The 22,309-nt window shown below is 73.3% G+C and carries 16 protein-coding genes; 8 read left to right on the top strand and 8 right to left on the bottom strand.

Annotation, left to right across the window (positions count from 1 at the left end; all coding sequences use genetic code 11):
• Nucleotides 1-141: 141 nt before the first annotated feature.
• Together AB0D08_RS26170 and AB0D08_RS26165 are read right to left on the bottom strand one after the other, a co-directional pair.
• Nucleotides 142-1,236 (bottom strand): substrate-binding domain-containing protein, encoded by a 1,095-nt coding sequence (locus AB0D08_RS26170; RefSeq protein WP_033824421.1) that lies wholly within the window; start codon nt 1,234-1,236, stop codon nt 142-144.
• Nucleotides 1,237-1,414: 178 nt separating this feature from the next.
• Entirely contained in the window at nt 1,415-2,611 is a 1,197-nt protein-coding gene (locus AB0D08_RS26165; RefSeq protein WP_033824436.1) for an ROK family transcriptional regulator, read from the bottom strand.
• A gap of 301 nt (nt 2,612-2,912) precedes the next feature.
• Between AB0D08_RS26165 and pepN the strand changes: the two genes are divergently transcribed.
• Nucleotides 2,913-5,492, top strand: a complete 2,580-nt coding sequence (gene pepN, locus AB0D08_RS26160; RefSeq protein ID WP_033824420.1) for an aminopeptidase N — start codon at nt 2,913-2,915, stop codon at nt 5,490-5,492.
• 159 nt (nt 5,493-5,651) lie between these two features.
• Here pepN and AB0D08_RS26155 read toward each other — a convergent pair whose 3' ends face one another.
• The 5 genes from AB0D08_RS26155 to AB0D08_RS26135 all read right to left on the bottom strand — a co-directional run bounded on the left by AB0D08_RS26155 (nt 5,652) and on the right by AB0D08_RS26135 (nt 9,282).
• Nucleotides 5,652-5,879, bottom strand: coding sequence for a hypothetical protein (locus AB0D08_RS26155; protein WP_082527060.1), 228 nt, complete (start codon nt 5,877-5,879; stop codon nt 5,652-5,654).
• 21 nt (nt 5,880-5,900) lie between these two features.
• Nucleotides 5,901-7,985, bottom strand: coding sequence for a 4-alpha-glucanotransferase (gene malQ / locus AB0D08_RS26150; RefSeq protein WP_359892079.1), 2,085 nt, complete (start codon nt 7,983-7,985; stop codon nt 5,901-5,903).
• A gap of 172 nt (nt 7,986-8,157) precedes the next feature.
• The gene (locus tag AB0D08_RS26145; RefSeq protein WP_359892072.1) at nt 8,158-8,316 is read right to left on the bottom strand and encodes a hypothetical protein; all 159 of its coding nucleotides are present in this window, start codon (nt 8,314-8,316) and stop codon (nt 8,158-8,160) included.
• A gap of 19 nt (nt 8,317-8,335) precedes the next feature.
• The gene (locus tag AB0D08_RS26140; protein WP_149038564.1) at nt 8,336-8,800 is read right to left on the bottom strand and encodes a hypothetical protein; all 465 of its coding nucleotides are present in this window, start codon (nt 8,798-8,800) and stop codon (nt 8,336-8,338) included.
• Between the two features lie 26 nt (nt 8,801-8,826).
• Nucleotides 8,827-9,282 carry a hypothetical protein gene (locus AB0D08_RS26135; RefSeq protein WP_359892070.1) on the bottom strand — a complete coding sequence of 152 codons (456 nt, stop codon included), beginning with the start codon at nt 9,280-9,282 and terminating at the stop codon, nt 8,827-8,829.
• Between the two features lie 843 nt (nt 9,283-10,125).
• On the opposite strand from AB0D08_RS26135, the gene AB0D08_RS26130 reads away from it, so the two are divergent.
• Nucleotides 10,126-13,890: a beta-N-acetylglucosaminidase domain-containing protein gene (locus AB0D08_RS26130; RefSeq protein ID WP_359892068.1), complete on the top strand. Its 3,765-nt coding sequence runs from the start codon at nt 10,126-10,128 to the stop codon at nt 13,888-13,890.
• 205 nt (nt 13,891-14,095) lie between these two features.
• Here the strand turns inward: AB0D08_RS26130 and AB0D08_RS26125 are convergent, their stop codons facing one another.
• Entirely contained in the window at nt 14,096-14,728 is a 633-nt protein-coding gene (locus tag AB0D08_RS26125) for an HNH endonuclease (protein WP_033824416.1), read from the bottom strand.
• Between the two features lie 360 nt (nt 14,729-15,088).
• Here AB0D08_RS26125 and AB0D08_RS26120 point away from each other — a divergent pair, with 360 nt between their 5' ends.
• The 6 genes from AB0D08_RS26120 (at nt 15,089) to AB0D08_RS26095 (ending at nt 22,284) form a co-directional block, all read left to right on the top strand.
• Entirely contained in the window at nt 15,089-16,228 is a 1,140-nt protein-coding gene (locus tag AB0D08_RS26120; RefSeq protein WP_199520486.1) for a mechanosensitive ion channel family protein, read from the top strand.
• A 218-nt stretch (nt 16,229-16,446) separates the two neighbouring features.
• Nucleotides 16,447-17,640 (top strand): ROK family transcriptional regulator, encoded by a 1,194-nt coding sequence (locus tag AB0D08_RS26115; RefSeq protein WP_359892065.1) that lies wholly within the window; start codon nt 16,447-16,449, stop codon nt 17,638-17,640.
• Between the two features lie 154 nt (nt 17,641-17,794).
• Nucleotides 17,795-19,138, top strand: coding sequence for an ABC transporter substrate-binding protein (locus AB0D08_RS26110; RefSeq protein ID WP_033824432.1), 1,344 nt, complete (start codon nt 17,795-17,797; stop codon nt 19,136-19,138).
• 6 nt (nt 19,139-19,144) lie between these two features.
• Nucleotides 19,145-20,101, top strand: coding sequence for a sugar ABC transporter permease (locus AB0D08_RS26105; protein ID WP_033824414.1), 957 nt, complete (start codon nt 19,145-19,147; stop codon nt 20,099-20,101).
• Nucleotides 20,102-20,104: 3 nt separating this feature from the next.
• Nucleotides 20,105-20,995, top strand: coding sequence for a carbohydrate ABC transporter permease (locus tag AB0D08_RS26100; protein WP_033824413.1), 891 nt, complete (start codon nt 20,105-20,107; stop codon nt 20,993-20,995).
• Between the two features lie 8 nt (nt 20,996-21,003).
• A complete protein-coding gene (locus tag AB0D08_RS26095; RefSeq protein WP_033824431.1) occupies nt 21,004-22,284 on the top strand; it encodes a 6-phospho-beta-glucosidase in 1,281 nt (426 codons plus the stop codon).
• Nucleotides 22,285-22,309: the final 25 nt, after the last annotated feature.

Below are 22,309 nucleotides of genomic sequence, written 5' to 3'. Positions count from 1 at the left end.
CCGCGCCCGGGGGGCTCGGGGTTGGCCCAAACGGGGGGGGGGGGGGGGGCCCCCACACCCCGCCGGCGGGGGGGGGGGGGCCCCCGCCCCGGGGGGGGGGGCGGCGCCTCCCGGGGAGGAAGGCGCCGCCCGCTCGGGGGATTACTGCAGGCCGGCCGCGGTGCAGGCGGCGGCGAAGTCCGCGGTGCAGATGTCCGAGGCCTTGTAGAGGCCGTCGGCGATCACCGTGTCCTTGATGTTGGCCTTGGTGACGACCTTCGGGTCGAGCAGCTTGGCCGGGATGCCCTTGTCGGTGTCGCTGTCGATGCTGGCGGAGGCGACGGACTTGATGTCCTTGCCCTGCAGCAGGTCGACGGCGAGCTCGGCGGCCGAGTCGGCCAGCGGCCGGTAGGCCTTGTAGATGGTGTAGGCCTGGTCGCCCGACACCAGGCGCTGGATGGCGTCGAGACCGGCGTCCTGACCGCCGACCGGGACGGTGATGCCCGCGCCCTTGAGCTGGGTGATGATCGCGGCGGCCATGCCGTCGTTGGCGGAGTAGACGGCCTGGAAGCCGTCCTTGCCGAGCTGGGTGATGGCGGCGCCGACCTTCTGGCCCGCGACGGTGGGCTTCCACTCACCGGACTGCTCGTAGACGACCTTCTTGACCTTGCCGTCGAGGACCTTGTGCGCACCGGCCTTGAACTTGCCGGCGTTCGGGTCGGCGTCGTCACCGTTGATCATGACGATGTTGGCGTCGGCGGCCTTGGCACCCAGGGCGTCGACCAGGGCCTGGCCCTGCAGCTCGCCGACCTTCTCGTTGTCGAACGAGACGTACGCGGCGACCGGGCCGGTGGCCAGGCGGTCGTACGCGATGACCTTGACGCCCTTGTCGGCCGCCTCCTTGACCCAGGACTGGGTCGACTTGGCGTCGAAGGCGTCCAGGATGATCACCTTCACACCCTGCGCGATCAGGGTGTCGAACTGCTGCTTCTGCTTGGCCGCGGAACCCTCGGCGTTGGAGTACTTGACGTTGCAGTCCGAGCAGAGCGCCTTGACCTTGGCCTCGATGAAGGGCTTGTCGAAGGACTCGTAACGGGTGGACGAGGCGTTCTCGGGGAGCAGCAGGCCGATCGACTTGGTGTCGCCGGACGCGGCGCTGTCCTTCTTGTCACTGCCGGCCTTGCCACAGGCGGCCATGGAGAGGGCCATCGAGACCGCGGCGGTACCGATGACAGCGCGACGCATCATTGCGTTCATGGTGGGGGTGCCTCCCTGACAGAGCCGCAACGTTGCGGCGAGGTGGAAGGGAGTCAACCCGTCTCGTCGGCTTGTCGTCAATAAGTAAAACCGGAACTCCGGGGATTCGAACCCTTTCGTTATCTTCCTGAAGGCGAAGCCGAGACCAACCGGCCCCGGCGCCGCCTCTGCCGACCGGTCAGGCCTGGGCCGCCACCGCCGGGCCGGTCTGCCGGATTGCGCCGGATTCACCCATCTCGCTCATCACCAGGGCGAGCGCGCCGAGCACCTCCGCGCGGCCCCCGAGAGTGCCGGGGACCACCGACAGCTGCCGCGCCGCGCTCGGGATCGCGTACCGCGCCACGGAGTCCCGGATCGGGGAAAGCACCAGCTCACCGGCCTCGGCGAGGTCCCCGCCGAGGATGATCCGACGCGGGTTGAGCAGGTTGCACAGGGTGGCCACGCCCATCCCGATCTGCCGGCCCGCGTCGGCGATCACCCGGCGGCAGCCGAGGTCACCCTGCTGGGCCAGCTGCACCACCTTGGTCAGGGTCAACTCCCCGGGGTGGTTGGCGTTCAAGAGGTTGAGCAGGTAGCGGGAGCCGACGAAGGTCTCCAGGCAGCCGCGGTTGCCGCAGCGGCAGACCGGTCCGGCCTCGTCCAGCGTGATGTGCCCGATCTCGCCGGCCGTACCGCCGGGCCCCCGGTAGATCTGGCCGTTTATCACCAGCCCGGAGCCGACACCGCTGGCCACCTTGATGTACGCCAGGTCGCCCAGCCCGCGCCCGGCGCCCCAGACCAGCTCGCCCAGCGCGCCGAGGTTGGCGTCGTTGTCGACGTGCACCTCCATGCCCAGGCGCTGGGCCAGCTCCTTGCCCGGGGCGATGCCGGTCCAGCCGGGCAGGATCGCGGTGGAGCCGAGCGCGCCGGTCTCCAGGTCGATCGGCCCGGGCACGCCCAGGCCGACGCCGATCACCTTGTCCGGCCGGAAGCCCGCCTGCGTCAGCAGCCGCTCGACCATGGCCTCGGCCCGGTCGAAGCCCTGCTGGGCCGAGACGTCGACGTCGATCGGCTCGCTCTCCTCGGCCAGCACCCGGTGGGCCAGGTTGCCGACCGCGACCCGCAGGTGGGTGTGGCCGAAGTCGACACCCACCACGATCCCGGCGTCCCCGCTGAGCGAGACGCTGCGCGCCCGGCGGCCGCCCGAGGAGGTGTCGGCGACCACGACGGTCCCGCTCTCCTTGAGCTCCCGGACGATGTTGGACACCGTGGCGGCCGACAGTCCGGTGCCACGGGCGATCTCGGCCTGGGTCAGCGAGCCGGCCATCCGCACCGCACGCAGGACCCTTTCGAGGTTGGCCCGGTGCAGCGACGACTGCGATCCCGGTGTGTCCATCGACATGATTCACCCTCCCAGGGCACGGGGACTCGACCGTCCCCGCCCCTGCCGCGCCATTGCGGCGGAGCTCCGTGGCTTCGGTGGTCGTCACCCGGTGGTGTTGATCCCTCAACCAGCTGTTCAGCTTCAACTTCTGAACTCTAAGCTCAGCCCCCCACCCGGCGCCGGGTCAAACGCCAACCGGGACCGTTCCGAAACCTGCGTGCGCCCCCGCACGACCCCGGATATACGCAGGTCCACGCCGGACCCGGCATGGGAGGATGCCTCTGCATCCGAGCCTGACAAAGGAGTCCTGCGAGTGCCTGGCACCAACTTGACCCGTGAGGAGGCCCGCACCCGGGCCCAGCTCCTGCACGTGGACGCGTACGAGATCGACCTCGACCTGGGCACCGCCCGGGCGGGGGGCACGTTCCGGTCCACCACCGTGGTCCGGTTCTCCGCCACGACGCCGGGCGCCGACAGCTTCATCGACCTGGTGGCGCCGAGCGTCTCCGAGATCGTGCTCAACGGCGAGTCGCTCGACCTCGCCCTGTTCGCCGACAGCCGGATCGCCCTTCCGGGCCTGAAGGCGCAGAACGAACTGCGCGTGGTCGCCGACTGCGCGTACACCAACACCGGCGAGGGCCTGCACCGCTTCGTCGACCCGGTCGACGGCGAGACCTACCTGTACACCCAGTTCGAGGTGCCGGACGCCCGCCGGGTGTTCGCCAGCTTCGAGCAGCCCGACCTGAAGGCCACCTTCCGGTTCACCGTGACCGCCCCGACCGGCTGGGTCGTGGTCTCCAACTCCCCCACCCCCGTCCCGGCGGGCGAGGGCGACACCCAGGTGTGGTCCTTCGAGCCCACCCCGCGGATCTCCTCGTACATCACGGCGCTGGTGGCCGGCCCGTACGTGGGCGTCTTCGACGAGTACGCCGACGGCGACCAGCGGGTGCCGCTCGGCGTCTACTGCCGCCCGTCGCTGCGCGAGTTCCTCGACGCCGACGCGGTCTTCGAGGTCACCCGGCAGGGCTTCGACTACTTCCAGGAGAAGTTCGACTTCCCCTACCCGTTCGCCAAGTACGACCAGCTCTTCGTCCCGGAGTTCAACGCCGGCGCGATGGAGAACGCGGGCGCGGTCACCCTGCGCGACCAGTACGTCTTCCGCTCCAAGGTCACCGACGCCGCCTACGAGGGCCGCGCCGCCACCATCCTGCACGAGCTCGCCCACATGTGGTTCGGCGACCTGGTCACCATGGAGTGGTGGAACGACCTGTGGCTGAACGAGTCGTTCGCGACCTTCGCCGAGGCGGTCTGCCAGGCCGAGGCGCCGGGCTCCAAGTGGCCGAACTCCTGGACCACCTTCGCCAACCAGATGAAGACCTGGGCGTACCGGCAGGACCAGCTGCCGTCCACCCACCCGATCATGGCGGAGATCAACGACCTGGAGGACGTCCAGGTCAACTTCGACGGCATCACCTACGCCAAGGGCGCCTCGGTGCTCAAGCAGCTGGTGGCCTACGTCGGCCAGGACGCCTTCTTCGAGGGCGTGCGCGCCTACTTCAAGCAGCACGCCTGGGGCAACACCCGCCTCAGCGACCTGCTCGGCGCCCTGGAGAAGGCCAGCGGCCGGGACCTGAAGACCTGGTCCAAGGCCTGGCTGGAGACGGCCGGCATCAACGTCCTGCGCCCGGCCCTCGAGGTCGCCGCCGACGGCACCATCTCCTCCTTCGCGGTCCTCCAGGAGGCCCCGGCCCTCCCGGCCGGCGCCAAGGGCGAGGCCGTGCTGCGCCCGCACCGGATCGCCATCGGCGTCTACGAGCTGCAGGACGGCGCGCTGGTGCGCACCGACCGGATCGAGCTCGACGTCGACGGCGCGCGCACCGACGTCCCGCAGCTGGCCGGCCGCGCCAAGCCCGCCGTGCTGCTGCTCAACGACGACGACCTGTCCTACGCCAAGGTCCGCCTGGACGAGGGCTCGCTGGCCGTCGTCACCGAGCACCTCGGCGGCTTCACCGAGTCGCTGCCGCGCGCCCTGTGCTGGGCCTCGGCCTGGGACATGACCCGCGACGGCGAACTGGCCGCCCGCGACTACCTGTCGCTGGCGCTGTCCGGCCTCGGCCGGGAGTCCGACATCGGCGTGGTCCAGTCGGTGCAGCGCCAGGTCAAGCTGGCCCTGGACGCCTACACCGACCCGGCCTGGCGCGAGCAGGGCCTGGCCCGCTGGGCCGCCGCCGCCGAGGAGCAGCTGCGCGCCGCCGCCCCCGGCAGCGACCACCAGCTGGCCTGGGCCCGGACGCTGGCCGGCGTCGCCCGCACCGACGAGCAGCTCGCCCTGCTGGACGGCCTGCTGGACGGCTCCACCGTGCTGGACGGCCTGGCCGTCGACACCGAACTGCGCTGGAGCCTGCTCGGACGCCTGGTCGCCACCGGCCGCGCCGACGACAAGGCGATCGACGACGAGCTGGCCCGCGACCACACCGCGGCCGGCCAGGAGCACGCCGCCAGCTGCCGGGCCTCGCGCCCGACCGCGGCCGCCAAGGCCGAGGCCTGGGCCTCGGTGGTGGAGTCGGACGAGCTCACCAACTACGTCCAGGAGGCCGTCATCGGCGGCTTCCAGCAGTCCGACCAGCGCGAGCTGCTCGCCCCCTACACCGCCAAGTACTTCGCGGCGGTCAAGGGGATCTACGAGACCCGCAGCCACGAGATCTCCCAGCAGATCATCGTCGGCCTGTACCCGTCCTCGCAGGTCGAGCAGGCCACCCTGGACGCCACCGACGCCTGGCTGGCCTCGGCCGACCCGGCGCCGGCGCTGCGCCGGCAGGTCGTGGAGGCCCGCGCGGGCATCGAGCGCGCGCTGAAGGCCCAGGCGGCGGACCGCGCGGCGGGCGCCCGCTGACCCGGGGCCGAACCCCGCAGCAGTGACCGGGGTGGGGCCGGACGACCGTCCGGCCCCACCCCGGTCAGCATCCGGGACACCGCCCGAACCTGCCCGGTACGACACGACGACCCCCGCCGCCTCCGAGGAGGCGACGGGGGTCGTCGGTACCGGCTGCCGTTACTTCTTGTTCTTGCCGAGCGTGGGCAGCAGGCACAGGCCGGCGATCACCGCGAAGAGCACGATCGGGAGCGCCACGAACAGACCGAGCGTCTGGGCGACGCTCAGGCTCTGGCCGGGGTCGTCACCGTCGTCCCGGACCAGCGCCATGGCGGGCGACGACATCAGCATCATCAGCGTGGCCGCTGCGGAGACCGCACCAGCGCGCATTGCGTTCCTCTTGTCCACGTTTCCCAAGGTACCGGCCGCCTACCGGGCCCCGCGCGCCGGGGTCCGCCTTCCGGAGTGCCGGGGCGCCAGCGCCGCCAGCCGCGCGGTACCGGGCGCGGCGGCCAGCTGTTCCAGGGTGACCGGGCAGCCGGAGGCGTCCGCCACCGGCAGCCGCCAGTTCGGGTACTGGTCCCAGGTGCCGGGCAGGTTCTGCGGGCGCGGGTCGCCGACCGTGTCCGGCAGCCACACCCCGACCAGGTCGGCCGGGGTGGCGAGCAGGAAGCCGTACAGCGCCTCCGGGGTCAGGTCCTCGCCGGCGCCGATCAGCCCGGCCCGGATCAGCTCGGCGTGCCACTCGGTCAGCTCGGCCGCCGCCTCGGCCTGTTCCTCGCCGAGCGGACGGGCCAGCAGCCCGAGCCGGTGCCGCAGCTCGACGTGCTCGCCGGTCAGCCGGGCGGCGGTGCTCGGCAGGTCATGGGTGGTCAGGGTGGCCAGGCAGCCCGACCGCCAGCGCTCCGGCGGCAGGATCGCGCCCTTGTCCTGCCAGTCGCGCTCGAACCACAGGACGGAGGTCCCGAGGATGCCGCGGGCCGTCAGCTCCTCGCGCACCCCCAGCTCGACCGTGCCCAGGTCCTCGCCGATCACCGCCGTCCCCGCGCGGTGCGCCTCCAGCGCCAGCACGCCGAGCATCGCCTCCGCGTCGTAGCGCACGTACGCGCCCCGGGTCGGCGGGTGCCCGGCCGGCACCCACCAGAGCCGGAACAGGCCCATCACGTGGTCGATCCGGATCGCCCCCGCGTGCCGGGCCGCCGCCCGCAGCAGTTCGGCGTACGGGGCGTAGCCGGCCTCCGCGAGCGCGTCCGGGCGCCAGGGCGGCAGGCCCCAGTCCTGACCGTGCGCGTTGAAGGCGTCCGGCGGGGCGCCCACCGAGATGCCCTCGGCCAGCACGTCCTGCAGCGCCCAGGCGTCCGCGCCGTCCGGGTGCACGCCGACCGCCAGGTCGTGGATCAGGCCGACCGCCATCCCGGCCCGCTCGGCCGCCTGCTGGGCCAGGCCGAGCTGCTCGTCCACCAGCCAGGCCAGCCAGCGGTGGAACTCCACCGACGGCGCCAACTCCTGTCCGGCCCTGACCACCTGGGGGCTGCCGGGGTGGCGCAGGCCCTTCGGCCAGCGGTGCCGGTCGCTGCCGTGCACCTCGGCCAGCGCGCACCAGGTAGCGTACTGCTCCAGCCACTCGCCCTCGCGGGCGACGAACGCCCGGTACGCCGCCTCACGGCCGACGCCCCGCGGGACGGTGTGCAGGATCTCCAGCGCCTGGCGCTTGAGCGCCCAGACCGCGTCCCGGTCGATCAGGCCGTCGTGCCGCAGCACCTCCCCGCGCAGCGCGGCCGCCCGGCGCGGGAGGTCGCCGAGCTCGGCGTACGCGTACTCGGGCACCGCCTCGATCCGCAGGTGCACCGGGTCGGCGAAGCGGCGCGAGGACGGGCGGTACGGCGACGGGTCCGAAGGGGCCCCGGGCAGGCCCGCGTGCAGCGGGTTGATCTGGACGAAGCCGGCGCCCAGCTCGTTGCCCGCCCACTGGGCGAGCTCGGCCAGGTCGCCCAGGTCGCCCATCCCCCAGGAGCGCTCGGACAGCACCGAGTAGAGCTGGGCCAGGAAGCCCCAGCTGCGGCCGGACGGCTCCGGGACCTTCTGCGGCGCCACGATCAGCGCGGCGGCGCCCTCGCGCTCCCCCAGCCGGGCGGTCAGCCGGTGGCGGCCGAGCGGGAGGTCGGCCGGCAGCCAGTGCGAGTGGCCGGTGGGCAGGGTCCAGGTGCCGCCGTCCTCCAGCTCGATGCTCAGGCGGACGCCGGCCGGCACGTCCAGCGCGGTACGGCGGCCGGCCCGCGCCACGATGCACGGCGGCAGCAGGCGGGCGGCCTGCGCGGCCCGGTGCCGCTCCAGCTCCGCCCCGACCGACTCGGGGGTGGCGGCGTCCACGCCGAGCGCGGCCAGCACCGCGACCAGGGTGTCCGGCGCCACCGGGACCGGCCCGCTGCCCGGGTCGTAGGTACTGTCCACCCCGTACGCGTGCGCCAGCGCGACCAGCTCCGGCGGCGGCGCCGGACTGTCCTCGGCGGGCACCTGCTGCCCGTTGCCACCGGTCTCGTCACGGTCCAGGAATGCTGCCACTCTGCGGCTCCCACAGGTCTGAAGGGCACCCGATGCTGCGGACAGCCACAGTCCTACCCGCACCGGGGGCCCGCGACCCCGACCGACACGGGGCGACGGCGCCCCGAAGAAAGGTGACCCGTCGTCAGCAGCCCAGCGGGGCAGGCACGGTGAACACCACGCCGATGACCGTCCAGCCGGCACCCACCAGCCTGAGCGTGCGCACGGTGGCCCTGCGGGCGGGCAGCACCCGGCCGAGGAACACCAGCAGCCGCCCGGAGCCCGACCCAGGTTCGGACATCATGTTCCCTCTCCTTCCGCGGTCAGGATCCCGGCCTGACCGACTGCCAGTACCGCACCATCGCGGCGTACTTGTCGTCGAAGGAGGGATCGCTGCGCCGGATCCCGTCCTCCAGCGGCGGCAGCCGCAGGTCGCGTCCGTCGAGGGTGCGCAGCCGTACCGTCCTGATGACGCCGAAGCCCGGATGGGCGGACTCCTGCACGTCGATCGACCCGACCTGGTCCCAGGCCACGGAGCGCCGCACCAGGCCTCCCTGGCTCATCCGGACGCCACCCGGATCGAGCGACGTCGAACCCGTGTTGTACATCCACACCCCGGCCTGGGCGGCCACGCCGCACAGCAGTGCCACGGCCGCGGCGGCGGCTCCCCGACCGGCCGGGACCGCGTACCCGATCAGGGCCACGACGGCTCCGGCCGCGAGTGAGAGACCGAGGATCCGCAGCCGGTGGCCGCAGGACTGCGTGAACACCAATGCGCCGGAATCCACCGGACCTGCTCCTTGTGATCGACGGGTCAGCCGGACGGGGTGCCGGCCGGGAAACGCTTCGCCGCCCGGACGGGGACCGTCCACAGCCAGGCGGTGAGGACGGCGGCGAGCAGGACCGTCAGCCCGCCGCTCCTCAGCCAGCCGTCACCGCCCCCGGGCGGGTAGACCTGCTCGGGCGCGCCGACGTCGACGGCCGCGTACCGCTGCCCCGGGGGTAGCGGACCGGGCGCGCCCCGCAGGGCGAGGTGGCCGCGGGTCGGCCCGCCGTCGGTGCTCGCGAAGTCGCCCCAGGTGTGGCAGCTCCCGTTGGCACCGCAGCGGCTGCCGGTGACCGTCCAGATGCCCGGCCGCCCCTGGCCGAAGCGGGCCGAGAGGTCCGGCCGGGCCAGGCCGAAGAACACCAGGGCCAGCAGGACCCACGCGACGGCTCCGCCGAGGTACTCCCAGCCGAACCGGGCGACCCCCGCGACGTCGGCCCCCAAGGGGTGGGACGCCCGGTCGCTCGCGTCGACCGCCCGCCGCTCCTCCTGGCGGCGAACCTCCGCCGGTACCGGCCCGCGGAGCTCCAGCCCGGGGCGCGTACACGGCCAGCAGGGCCGAGACACGGCCGAGGTCGGGCGCCCAGCCCCGCACCGGGAGGCCGGCCAGAGCGATCCCGTCCGCGGAGCCGAGGTCGAGGTCGGGCGGGGCGGTGGCGTCCCCGGCCGCGAACCCGACGGTCAGGAACGGGACCCGGACGCCCGAGAGCCCAATCTCCTGGAAGGACAGCGACCTGATGTACCGCCACGGCAGTGTCATCCGACCGGCGGCCGAGCGGGCGCCCGGGAGGGCGAGCACCAGACCGGCCGGACCGATCCGCAGCGCCGTGCGGGCCCGCACCAGCAGGGCGGCCGTCGCCGCGCCGAGTACGGCCGCCAGTACGACGGAGATCCGGCCGAACCAGACGGGCGCGGGGACCAGGGCGGCGAGCGCCGGCCCGGCGGAGCCGGACGGGACGCCCGGCAGGGCGCGGCTGCGCGCGTAGGCGGCCCGGTGGACCCGTCGACCCATCGCGTTGCACCGTCCACCGGGAGGTCCGGTGTCCACGCCGGTCGTGAACATCCGTCAGTGACGGTAACTATGGCCCCTCGGACACGGGTCCGTCAGCGGGTTCGTCAGGGCCGGGTCGACGACAATCCCGACATTCCTCGCAATGGAGCCAACGGCGTTGACACCGGACGAGGTAGCTGGTGGGCTGGGCCGCCGAGGCGGGTCAGAGTGGTGCGGCAGTTCGGTGATCCGCGGCGGCGGTCGGTGAGCTGCGCTTTCGGTGCGAGGAGGCTCCTGTGCAGGCGCGCGTTTCTGAGGCGGCGGGACGGCGGCTGAGGCACCGGATCGAGCACAGCCCGGCCCTGCGCGAGGTGCTGTGGCACCCGGCCGCGCTGGCCGCCCGCAGGACGGCCGCCCGGACCGCCCGCCAGCTGGCCCCCAGGGCCGCCGACCGGTTCATCGCCGACATCAAGGGCACCGCCCCGCTGCTCGCCTCGGTGCGCGCGGAGCGCCGGGCCGGCCGCCGCAGCAGCACCCTGCAGCTGGCCGCGACGCTCTCGGCCGCCGCCGTGGTCGGCGGCCTGCTGATCACCGCGCCGCCCGGGTACGCCGCCCCGCCCGGCGACCAGCGGGTGGCCAGCGCGCCCGCCGAGGTCACCCCGCTCGGCTCGATCGCCGACCCGCAGGTGTACCCGCGCCCGCAGCAGCTCAAGTCCGCCGGCCGGCCCGTCTCGGTACCGCAGGCCGTCAGTCTGGTGACCGGTGACGGCGCGGACCCGGCGGCGCTCGACGTGGTCCGGCAGGTACTGGGCACCGCCGGGGCCGCCGACGTGACGCCGATGCCGGAGGCACCGTCGCCCGCCGCCGGTTCGCTGGTGGTGTACGTGGGCGGTGCGGGCGCCCAGGCGGACCGGATCCTGCACGACCTGGCCGCCGCCGGCGGCGCCGGCCAGGACAGCTCGGGCCTGCCGGCCGGCGGTTACGTCCTGGCGGCCGGGCAGCTGCCCGCCGCCGGGGGCGGCACGTACGGCGCGGTGGTGCTGGCGGGCGCGGACGGCCCCGGCACCTTCTACGCCGCGCAGAGCCTGCGCCAGCTGCTCTCCCCGCTCGCCCCGGGCCAGGGGCAGGGCGAGGGCGCCAAGGGCTTCCCCGGCATCGCGGTCCGGGACTGGCCGAGCGGCGCCCCCGTGCGCGGCACCGCCGAGAGCTTCTACGGCACCCCGTGGACCGCCGCGGAGCGGCTGGCGCAGATCGACTTCCTCGGCCGCACCAAGCAGAACTTCTTCCTGTACGCGCCGGGCGGCGACCCGTACCGGCTGTCGCGCTGGCGCGAGGCCTACCCCGCGGCGCAGGCCCAGGAGCTGGCCGAGCTGGCCGCCCGGGCCCGGGCCAACCACGTCACCCTCGGCTACGCGATCGACCCCGGACAGTCGTTCTGCTACAGCTCCGGCAAGGACGTCGACGCGCTGCTGGCCAAGCTGGAGTCGCTGCGCCGGCTCGGCTTCCGCTCCTTCCAGCTGCAGTTCCTGGACGCCAGCTACGACGAGTGGCACTGCGGGGCGGACCGCAAGCTCTTCGGCACCGGCCCGGCCGCCGCCGCCAAGGCGCAGGCAGGGCTGGTCGGCAAGGTCCGCGAGCGGCTGTCCAAGCAGCCGGAGATGGCGCCGCTGTCGGTGATGCCGACGGAGTACCAGAAGCAGGGCGCCACCCCGTACCGCAGCGCGCTGGCGGCGGCGCTGCCGGTGGACGTACTGGTGGCGTGGAGCGGCGGGGCGGCGATCCCGGCGAAGGTGGCGGGCAGCCAGCTCGACGACACCGCGGCGCTGTTCAGCCGGCCGCTGGTGACGATGGACAACTACCCGGTGAACGACTCCACCCCCGAGCGGCTCTACCTGGGCGCCTACACCGGGCGGGACGCCGCGGTGGCCAAGCGTTCGGCGGTGCTGCTGACGGCCGCGATGAGCCAGCCGGTCGCCTCCCGGCTCCCGCTGGCGACCGCCGCGGACTTCGGCTGGCAGCCGGACGGCTACCAGCCGCTGGACTCCTGGCGCGCCGCGCTGCACGCGCTGGCCGCCGACCCGGCCGAGCTGGCGGCGCTCACCGCGCTGGCCGGCAACAGCTCCTCCTCCCCGCTGTCCCGGGAGGAGTCCGGTTACCTGGCACCCCTGCTGGAACGGTTCTGGGCGGTCCTGGAGCCGACCGGTGGCACCCCGCCCGACCTGGCCAAGCTGACCGAGGCGGCCGGCCCGCTGCGGGACGCGTTCGCCACCATGACCTCGGCCCCGCAGGTGCTGTCGGGCGACGCGATCGGCCCCGAGACCGGCCCGTGGCTGGCCAAGCTCTCCGCGTACGGGCAGGCCGGGCAGGCCGCCGTCGACATGCTGGTGGCCCAGCGCGGCGGTGACGGCAACGCCGCCTGGGACGACCGGATCCGGCTGCGCAGCCTGCGCGAGCAGCTGGACGCCAGCCCGGTGACGATCGGCGGCAGCGTGCTGGACGGCTTCCTCGAACGGGCGGTGCTGTCCGCCGACACCTGGTCCGGGATCACGGCCGGCGGCGCGACCGCCACCACCACCTTCGGCAGCGCGCACGACCACGTGCCGGGGCTGATGACCGACGGCGACGCCGCCACCTTCTACTGGAGCGCCGGTCCGCCGACCGCGGGCGACACCGTCGGCCTGGACCTGGGCACCGCCCGGCCGGTCGGGCGGGTCACCGTGCTGATGGGGTCGTGGGGCGACGGCCCGGACGCGGCCGCCGCGGCCGGGGACTACCTGCACGACGCGGTGCTGGAGTACTCCACCGGGTCGGGCGGCTGGCGGCAGCTGGCCCGGGTGCACAACCAGCAGAGCATCTCGGTGGACGCCCCGGCGGGCACGGTCGCCAAGGCCGTCCGGCTGCGGGCCACCGCCGGGCAGAAGACCGCGGTGGCGATCCGCGAGTTCACCGTGGCCGCGCCCGGCGACAGCCCGGCGAGCGTCAGCGCGCCGCCCGCCGCACCGGGCTCCTCCCCGGCGGCCGTGCTGGACGGCGACCCGGACACCGCCTGGCGGGCGGCCGGCGCACCGAACAGCGCCACCACACCGCTGACCGTGGAGCTGGGCGCGGCGCGCCCGCTGGACCGGGTGACCGTGCTCACCGACCCGACGGTACGGGCCGCGGCCACCGCCGAGGTGCGGCGCCCGGACGGCAGCTGGGTCGCGATCGGCGCGGTGAAGCCCGGCTACAACGAGCTGCCGGGCGGGGGCGGCCCGGCCGAGGCGATCCGGCTGGTCTGGGAGCCGGGCGGCGAGGCCCCCGTGGTCAACCAGATCATCCCCTGGTACGCCGACGTGCCGGCCGCCCGGCTCAGCCTGTCCGCCGCCACCCTCGACGTGGTGGCCGGCCAGGCGGCCCCGGCGCAGACCAAGGCCGTGCTGGAGGCGGGCCGCCCGGAGGGCGCGGCCGGCCAGCTGAAGGCCGAGGTGCCGGCCGTCGCCCAGGGGCTGACGGTGACCCCGGCGGGGGCCGTCACGGTGCCGCGCGGCGCGAAGGTCGGGTCCCCGGTGCTGGTCACCGCGGCGGCGACCACGCCCTCGGGCACCTACCAGGTGCCGATCACCTTCACCGTCGGGACGCTGACCGTACGCCAGGTGCTCCAGGTGCACGTGGTGCCGCCGACCGGCGGCCCGGACCTGGCCAGGACCGCCACCGCCAGCTCCTCCGGCGACGCGTCCGCGTCCCAGCCCGCCTCGGCGGTCACCGACGGCGACCCGAAGACCCGCTGGTCCGCCAAGGCGGCGGACGACGCCTGGGTGCAGATCAAGCTGCCGCAGAAGGTCCGGCTGGGCTCGGCGGTGCTGCACTGGCAGGAGGCGTACGCCTCCGCGTACCGGCTGGAGACCTCGCCGGACGGCGTCACCTGGACCACCGTGGCCGCGGTGGACGACAGCACCGGCGGCACCGAGACGGTGCGCTTCGACGCCCCGGACACCCAGTACCTGCGGGTCCAGGGGGTGTCGAGGGCGACCGCCTACGGCTACTCGCTCTGGGGCGTGGAGGCCTACGCGGTCACGCCGTGACACCCGGGCGGCCCTCCGGCGGGCCGTCGGCGGGCCGGCTGCGGCGCGTGGGAGGTTCCGCGCGCCCCGGTGAGCTTCCGGGCGCTGTGCCCGACCGCCGCGTCAGGGTCCCCGGGACAGACGGCGGGCCGCCTGCGCTCCCGCTGGGGGTGCACAGGCGGCCCATGAGGCGTACCGATTGACGTGTCGGGCAGGCCCTTGTCTGTCAGGCGGAGAGCGGCTCGGGCTGCTCACCGCGGCGGATGGGGCGGGACCGGCCGTGCGGGCCCGGCAGGACGCCCCCGGTGTCGGTATGGTCGTGGTGCTCGAAGCCGCTCAGCTGCTGGTGCAGCTGGTCGAGACCGCCGTACGGCTCCAGGTAGGGGCGCCAGCGCGGGTCCTTGATCCCGGTGCCGATCACCCGCCAGGCGAGGCCGCTCGGCGCGGCCGGGGGGTGCTTCATCCGCCAGCCGAGTTCGGTGAGGTGCCGATCGGCCTTGGTGTGGTTGCAGCGGCGGCAGGCCGCGACCACGTTGTCCCACCGGTGCTGGCCGCCCCGGCTGCGCGGGATGACGTGGTCGACGCTGGTGGCGGCGGCCCCGCAGTAGACGCAGCGCCCGTGGTCACGGGCGAACAGTGCGCGGCGGGTGAGCGGGACGGGCCCGCGGTAGGGGACCCGGACGAAACGGGTCAGTCGGACGACGGACGGCGCCGGGACGGCGCTGGTGGCGCTGTGCAGAGTGATTCCGGAGTCCTCCAGGCAGACCGCCTTGTGACTGAGGACCAGGATGAGTGCGCGGCGCATCGATACGACGCCGAGTGGCTCGTACGACGCGTTGAGGACCAGGACATGCGGCACGGAGGCCTCCTTGGACGCCTGCGGCGCGTGGCTCGCGCCGGGACGAGCGGGCGACCGCGCATTTTGAGCGCGATCTCCCCCAGTGTCGCCTTACGTCTTCGTGTGGCGCCACCATTTCCTTCCTAACAGATCGTTCGGTAACGGACAGTGCTGCTATCCACGCACGCCGGTGTGCGTTCCGTCATACCCGGTATGCCCAACCGTCGCCTCCGCTGCACCCGGGATGCCTGGTGGGAGCAGGTGTGCGGGAGTCCGGCCGGCTGACGGCGCGTCCGCCCGGGTGAGGATTGGCCGCTAGGGTTGCGGTGACGGTCCGCCCCGGCCGGGCGGCCCGTTCATGCTCCCGCCCGGAAGGAAGCCCTGCACGTGGTTCGGTCCGCCCCGGTCAGCCTGCTCGCTGACGCCACCCCCTCGCCCGCCCCCGCCTCGCCGTCGCTGACGTTCACCCTGCCGACCAGCGCGGACGAGGTGAGCAGCTCGACCAAACAGGCCGCGAGCTGGCTGGACGCGAACTGGCAGGGCTGGGTCGAGGGTGCGCTGCGGATCCTGTTCATCGTGCTGCTGGCCCTGGTGCTGCGGGCGATGGTCCGCAAGCTGATCGACAAGCTGATCGCCCGGATGGGCCGCCCCTCGGAGGCCGAGGCCGAGCTCGGCCGGCTGGGCGGGCTGCTGGCCAACAGCGGCATGGTCAACACCGAGCGCCGCCAGCAGCGCTCGGAGGCGATCGGCTCGGTGCTGCGCAGCGTGGCCTCGTTCACCATCCTGGGGACCGCCGCGCTGATGGTGCTCTCCGCCCTCGGGGTGAACCTGGCACCACTGCTGGCCAGTGCCGGTGTCGCCGGTGTGGCGATCGGCTTCGGCGCCCGGAACCTGGTGACGGACTTCCTGTCCGGGGTCTTCATGATCATGGAGGACCAGTACGGCGTCGGCGACGAGATCGACACCGGGGTGGCCACCGGCACGGTGCTGGAGGTCGGCCTGCGGGTGACCAAGCTGCGCGGCACCGGCGGCGAGATCTGGTACATCCGCAACGGTGAGGTCAAGCGGATCGCCAACATGAGCCAGGGCTGGGCGACCGCCGCCGTGGACGTCCAGGTCGGCTACCGGGAGGACCTGGAGCGGGTCGAGGCGCTGATCACCGAGACCGCGGCGCAGCTGACCAAGGAGTCCCCGTTCGACGAGCTGATCTGGGGCCGGGTGAAGGTGCTGGGCGTGGAGTCGGTGGCGGCGGACTCGGTGGTGCTGCGGCTGGAGGCGCGCTGCTCGCCGGGGAACGCCGCGCTGATCTCGCGCACGCTGCGGCTGCGGCTGAAGGCGGCGTTCGACCTCGCGGGCGTGAAGCTGAAGGAGGAGCCGGCGCCGGTGGCCGCGGCCGCTGCCGCGCCGGCCGTGGACATCCTGCCGCCGTCGGTGCTGGCCGATCCGGGTTCGCTGCGGTCGCTGGCGGCCAAGCCGATCCCGCCGCAGGCCCCGGAGGGCGCCGCGCCCGCGGGCGGCTGAGCGCCGCGGGTTGCCGGCCCGGAGCCCCGTTCCCCTGGTGGGAAGCGGGGCTCCGGGCTTTTCCGGGCAGGCTCGCGGATCCGGGCGCGGCGGGGCCATTGACACCCGGCCGGGCCGGGATCTACGGTCCTCCCAAGGAATTGGAAACTTTCCTAACAGTTCACCTGGCAACCAACCCCGGGCAGCACAGCCCCCCGTCGGCAGAGGAGGATCGGGCCGTGACCGACAACACCCGCTCCCGCTCGCCGCTGGCCGGCACCCCAAGCCTGCTGCGCGCCATCAACGACCGCGCCGCGCTCGAACTGCTGCTGGCCAACGGCCCCCTCTCGCGCACCCAGATCGGCACCCTGACCGGCCTGTCCAAGCCCACCGCCTCCCAGCTGCTGGCCCGGCTGGAGACCGCCGGGCTGGTCGTCCCGGTCGGCACCACCGCCGGCGGCCCCGGGCCGAACGCGCAGCTGTACCAGGTCAACCCGGCCGCCGGGCACGTCGCCGGACTGGACGTGACCACCACCCACATCCGGATCGCGGTCGCCGACATCACCGGCAACACGCTCGCCGAGCAGCAGGTGCCCACCAAGGGCTGGCCCGCCGCCGACACCGTGCCGCGGGTCGCCGCGGCGCTCGCCCGCAGCGTGGCCGCGGCCGGGCTCGCCGAGGGCAGCCTGCACCAGGTGGTGCTCGGCATCGGCGGTGCGCTCGACCCGGTCACCGGCAAGCTGCGGTACGCCTCCCACCTGCCCGGCTGGCACTCACCGCGGCTGGTCGCGGAACTCGCCGGGGCGATCGGCGCGCCGGTCACCATCGAGAACGACGTCAACCTGGCCGCCATCGCCGAACAGGCCGCCGGCGCCGCCCGGGGCAGCGAGGACTTCGTGCTGCTGTGGGCCGAGGAGGGCATCGGCGCCGCGATCGTGATCGCCGGCCGGCTGCACCGCGGCTTCACCGGCGGCGCCGGCGAGGTCGGCTACATGCCGGTGCCCGGCTCCCCGGTCGTCCACGACGTCCGCCGCAAGAACTCCGGCGGCTTCCAGGAGCTGGCCGGCGCCCCCGCCGTCCTGGCACTGGCCCGCGAGCACGGACTGGGCGCACCGACCGCCGAGGCGGCGGTCGCCCTGGCGCTGGGGACACCCGGCGGCGGCGAGGACTTCCTGGCCGTCCTCGCCGACCGGCTCGCGGTCGGCCTCGCCGCCATCGTCTCCGTGGTCGACCCCGAGCTGCTGGTACTGGCCGGCGGCATCCCCACGGCCGGCGGCGAACGGCTGCGCGAGCTGGTCCAGGAGTCGCTCGCCCGGATCTCCATCCCCCGGCCGGAGGTGCGTTCCAGCAGCGTGCCCGGCTCCCCCGTCCTGCACGGCGCCCTGCAACTCGCCCTCGCCACCGCCCGGGACGCCGCCTTCTCGACGCACTGACCCCGGGCCACCGCCGACCAGTCATGAAGCCGCAGCCGCCGCGGCTCCCCCTCGGGGCCGCGGCCCACCCGAACACCACCGAAGGCACCCCCACGCACGGGCCGACGGGCCATGCCGCCTGCCCCCGTACCTCCAGGAGAACCCACCAGTGGACATCACCCGCAGAACGCGCCGCGCGCTCGCCGCCCTGACCTCCACCGCCTGCCTGGCCCTGCTCGCCACCGCCTGCACCGGTACCAACTCCGGCGGCGGCCAGGACGGTTCGGCCGCCGGCCAGGACGTCACCATCACCTTCTGGCACGGCTGGAGCCAGGACAACGAGGTCAAGGCGATCGCCGACAACGTGGCCGCCTTCGAGAAGCTGCACCCGAACATCCACGTCAAGGTGGTCGGCAACATCGCCGACGACAAGAGCGAGCAGGCACTGCGGGCCGGCGGCGACGCCGCCCCCGACGTGGTCTCCTCGTTCACCACCGACAACGTCGGCAAGTTCTGCTCGGCCGGGGTCTGGGCGGACCTGGGGCCGATGCTCCAGAAGGACGGCATCGACCCGGCCAAGACCTTCCCGCCCGCGATGCTCCAGTACAGCCGGTTCCAGGGCAACCAGTGCTCGCTGCCGCTGCTCGGCGACGCCTACGGCCTGTACTACAACAAGACCGCCTTCGCCGCGGCCGGGATCACCGCGCCGCCGAAGACCTTCAGCGAGTTCGAGGCCGACGCCGTCAAGCTGACCGTGGCCGACGGCGACGGCTTCAAGCAGCTCGGCTTCATGCCGAACTACCACGGCTACGAGTCCACCCCCAGCCACTTCCTCGGCCAGTACGGCCCCGGCTACTTCGGCGCGGACGGCAGGTCCGACATCGCCACCGACCCCAAGGTCGCCGCGATGTACACCTGGCAGAAGGGCCTGGTCGACAGGCTGGGCGGCTTCGACAAGCTGGAGAAGTACCGCACCGGCTTCGGCGACGAGTTCAGCGCCAAGAACCCCTTCACCACCGGCCAGGTCGCGATGGCCATCGACGGGGAGTGGCGCACCGCCTCCCTCGCCGAGGACAAGCCGGACTTCGAGTGGGCCACCGCGCCGTTCCCGGTGCCGGACGACCAGGCCGCCGGCTACGGCCGCGGCTACCAGACCGGCACCATCATCGGCATCGCCAAGGGCAGCAAGAAGCAGACCGCCTCCTGGGAGCTGGTGAAGTACCTGACCACCGACACCGACGCGGTGGTCTCCTTCGCCAACGCCATCCACAACGTGCCCAGCACCCTCGAGGCACTGAACTCGCCGAAGCTGGACGCCGACGCCAACTTCCGCACCTTCATCGACATCGCCAAGAACCCGAACTCCAGCACCACCCCCGCCAGCGTCAACGGCGGCGCCTACCAGGTGTCCATGCAGAACCTCGGCTACGAGTTCGAGGCCGGCAGGCAGACCGACCTGAAGGCCGGCCTGACCGCCACGGCCAAGGAGATCGACGCCGCGATCGACCAGGCGAAGTGACCCGCGATGGCCACCGCTAGCACCCCCGTCCCGGCGGCGCTGCGCACCAAGCGCCGCCGGGAGGCGGCCCGTACCGCCGCCTTCCTCTCCCCCTGGCTGATCGGCTTCGGCGTCTTCTTCGCCTACCCGCTGGTCTCCACCGTCTACTTCTCCTTCATGAAGTACGACGGCTTCACGGCCCCGACCTTCAACGGCCTGAAGAACTGGGACTACGTCCTGAACCACTACCCGTCGTTCTGGACGGGCCTGGGCAACACGCTCTGGCTGGTCCTGGTGATGGTCACCCTGCGGGTCGCCTTCGGCCTCGGCATCGGCCTGCTGATCACCAAGGTGAAGACCGGCGCCGGCTTCTTCCGGACCGCCTTCTACCTGCCGTACCTGGCCCCGCCGGTGGCCGCCACGATGGCCTTCGCCTTCCTGCTCAACCCCGGCACCGGGCCGGTCGACCACCTGCTCGGCGAACTCGGACTGCCGCAGCCGGGCTGGTTCACCGATCCCGACTGGTCCAAGCCCGCCCTGACCATGCTCGCCATGTGGGGCATCGGCGACCTGATGGTGATCTTCATGGCCGCGCTGCTGGACGTCCCCAGGGAGCAGTACGAGGCCGCCGAGCTCGACGGCGCCGGGCCGCTGCAGAAGTTCCGCTACGTGACCTTCCCGAACATCTCGCCGATCGTCATGTTCGCCGTGGTCACCGGCGTCATCCAGACCATGCAGTACTACACCCAGGCGATCGTCGCCGGGAAGGTCGCCAGCGGCGTGATCGGCGGCTCCGGCCAGCAGTTCGAACCCGGCTACCCGCACGGATCCACCTGGACCCTGCCGCAGATGGTCTACAACCTCGGCTTCCAGCGCTTCGACACCGGCTCGGCCTGCGTGGTCGCCGTGATCCTGTTCGCCATCTCGATGGCCTTCACGTCGCTGCTGCTGCGCCGCAAGTCCGGCTTCATCGACGAGGACTGAGCCATGACCCTCACTTCCGCCGTACGCCTGCCCGTACGGGCCGGGTCCGCCGCCGCCAAGGTGGCCCGGCGCCGCGCCGCCCTGCACTGGGTGGCCGTGCACTCGCTGGCCATCGCCGCCGCGCTGTTCTTCCTGCTGCCCTTCGTCTTCGTGCTGCTCACCTCGGTGATGTCGGACCGGCAGGCGCTCACCGCCGACCTGTGGCCCACCGAGTGGCACTGGGGCAACTACAGCAAGGTCTGGCAGACCCCGGGCTTCCTCAGCTGGTGGCGCAACACCCTGCTGTACGCCGCCGCCGGCACCGCGCTGACCGTGGTCTCCAGCCTCCCGGTCGCCTACGCGCTGGCCAAGTTCCGCTTCCGCGGCCGCAACCTGGCCCTGATGGCGGTCATCTCGATGATGATGCTGCCCCCGCAGGTCACCGTCATCCCGATGTACCTGTTCTGGGCCAAGCAGCTGCACCTGACCGGCTCGCTCTGGCCACTGATCATCCCGATGGCCTTCGGCGACGCGTTCTCCATCTTCCTGCTCCGGCAGTTCCTGCTGACCATCCCCAGGGAGTACCTGGAGGCCGCCCGGATCGACGGCTGCGGCGACCTGCGGACCCTGCTGCGGGTGGTGCTGCCGATGGCGAAGCCCGCCATCGCGGCGGTCGCGCTGTTCCAGTTCTTCTACTGCTGGAACGACTACTTCGGCCCGCAGATCTACGCCAGCGAGAACGCCGGCGCCTGGACGCTCAGCTACGGCCTGGAGTCGTTCAAGGGCGCCCACCACACCAACTGGAACCTCACCATGGCCGCCACGCTGCTCGTGACGGCCCCGGTGCTCGTGCTGTTCTTCTTCGCGCAGAAGGCCTTCATCGAAGGCGTCACACTGACAGGGGTCAAGGGCTGATGTCCGCACTGAAGTTGGCAATCGTCGGCGGCGGTTCCACGTACACCCCGGAGCTGATCGACGGCTTCGCCCGGCTGAGGGACACCCTCCCGGTCGGCGAACTCGTCCTGATCGACCCGGCCGCCGACCGGCTGGAGCTGATCGCGGGCCTGGCCCGCCGGATCTTCGCCAAGCAGGGCCACCCCGCCACCGTCACCACCGCCACCCGGGTCGCCGACGGGGTCCAGGGCGCCGACGCCGTCCTGCTGCAACTGCGGGTCGGCGGGCAGGCCGCCAGGAACGAGGACGAGACCTGGCCGCTGGAGTGCGGCTGCGTCGGCCAGGAGACCACCGGCGCCGGCGGCCTCGCCAAGGCGCTGCGCACCGTCCCGGTGGTGCTCGACATCGCCGAGCAGGTCCGCCGGGCCAGCCCCGGCGCCTGGATCGTCGACTTCACCAACCCGGTCGGCATCGTCACCCGGGCCCTGCAGCAGGCCGGCCACAAGGCCGTCGGCCTGTGCAACGTCGCCATCGGCTTCCAGCGGAAGTTCGCCGCCCACCTGGGCGTGGACCCGGAGCTGGTGCGCCTGGACCACGTCGGGCTCAACCACCTCACCTGGGAGCGCGGCGTCACCCTGCTGGACGCGCCCGGCGCCACCGGCGGCCGCGAGGTGCTGCCCGACCTGCTGGCCGGCTTCGGCGGGCAGATCGCCGAGGACCTGCACCTGCCGCTGCCGGTGATCCGCCGCCTCGGCGTGGTGCCCTCCTACTACCTGCGCTACTTCTACCAGCACGACCAGGTGGTGGAGGAGCTCAAGGCCACCGGCTCGCGCGCGGCCGAGGTCGCGGCCATCGAACGGCAGCTGCTGGAGATGTACGCCGACCCGGCCCTTGACACCAAGCCCGAACTGCTCGGCAAGCGCGGCGGCGCGTTCTACTCCGAGGCCGCCGTCCAGCTGATCTCCGCCCTGCTCGGCACCGGCGGCGGCACCAGCGTCCAGGTCGTCAACACCCGCAACGACGGCATCCTGCCGTTCCTGCCCGACGACGCGGTGATCGAGGTCCCCGCCGAGGTCGACCCCGCGGGCGTGCGCCCGCTCCCCCAGCGGCCGGTCGAACCGCTGTACGCCGGCCTGATCGCGGGCGTCACCGCGTACGAGCGGCTCGCCCTGGACGCCGCGCTGGAAGGCGGCCGCGACCGGGTCTTCGACGCGCTGCTCGCCCACCCGCTGGTGGGGCAGTTCGACCTGGCCGAGCGGCTCACCGACCGGCTGATCGCCCACAACCGCCCCCACCTGAGCTGGGCGTGAGGGCAGATGACCACCGCGCACCACC

Source organism: Kitasatospora sp. NPDC048540, assembly GCF_040651175.1.
GTDB lineage: Bacteria > Actinomycetota > Actinomycetes > Streptomycetales > Streptomycetaceae > Kitasatospora.
Note: the sequence above shows the minus strand (reverse complement) of the source record. Positions and strands in the feature narration are given on the sequence as shown.

Bases quoted from the DNA above. Each gene is read 5' to 3' on its own strand.
- AB0D08_RS26145 (WP_359892072.1), bottom strand. From the start codon at position 8,316: ATGATGTCCGAACCTGGGTCGGGCTCCGGGCGGCTGCTGGTGTTCCTC.
- AB0D08_RS26105 (WP_033824414.1), top strand. From the start codon at position 19,145: ATGGCCACCGCTAGCACCCCCGTCCCGGCGGCGCTGCGCACCAAGCGC.
- AB0D08_RS26170 (WP_033824421.1), bottom strand. From the start codon at position 1,236: ATGAACGCAATGATGCGTCGCGCTGTCATCGGTACCGCCGCGGTCTCG.
- AB0D08_RS26100 (WP_033824413.1), top strand. From the start codon at position 20,105: ATGACCCTCACTTCCGCCGTACGCCTGCCCGTACGGGCCGGGTCCGCC.
- AB0D08_RS26165 (WP_033824436.1), bottom strand. From the start codon at position 2,611: ATGGACACACCGGGATCGCAGTCGTCGCTGCACCGGGCCAACCTCGAA.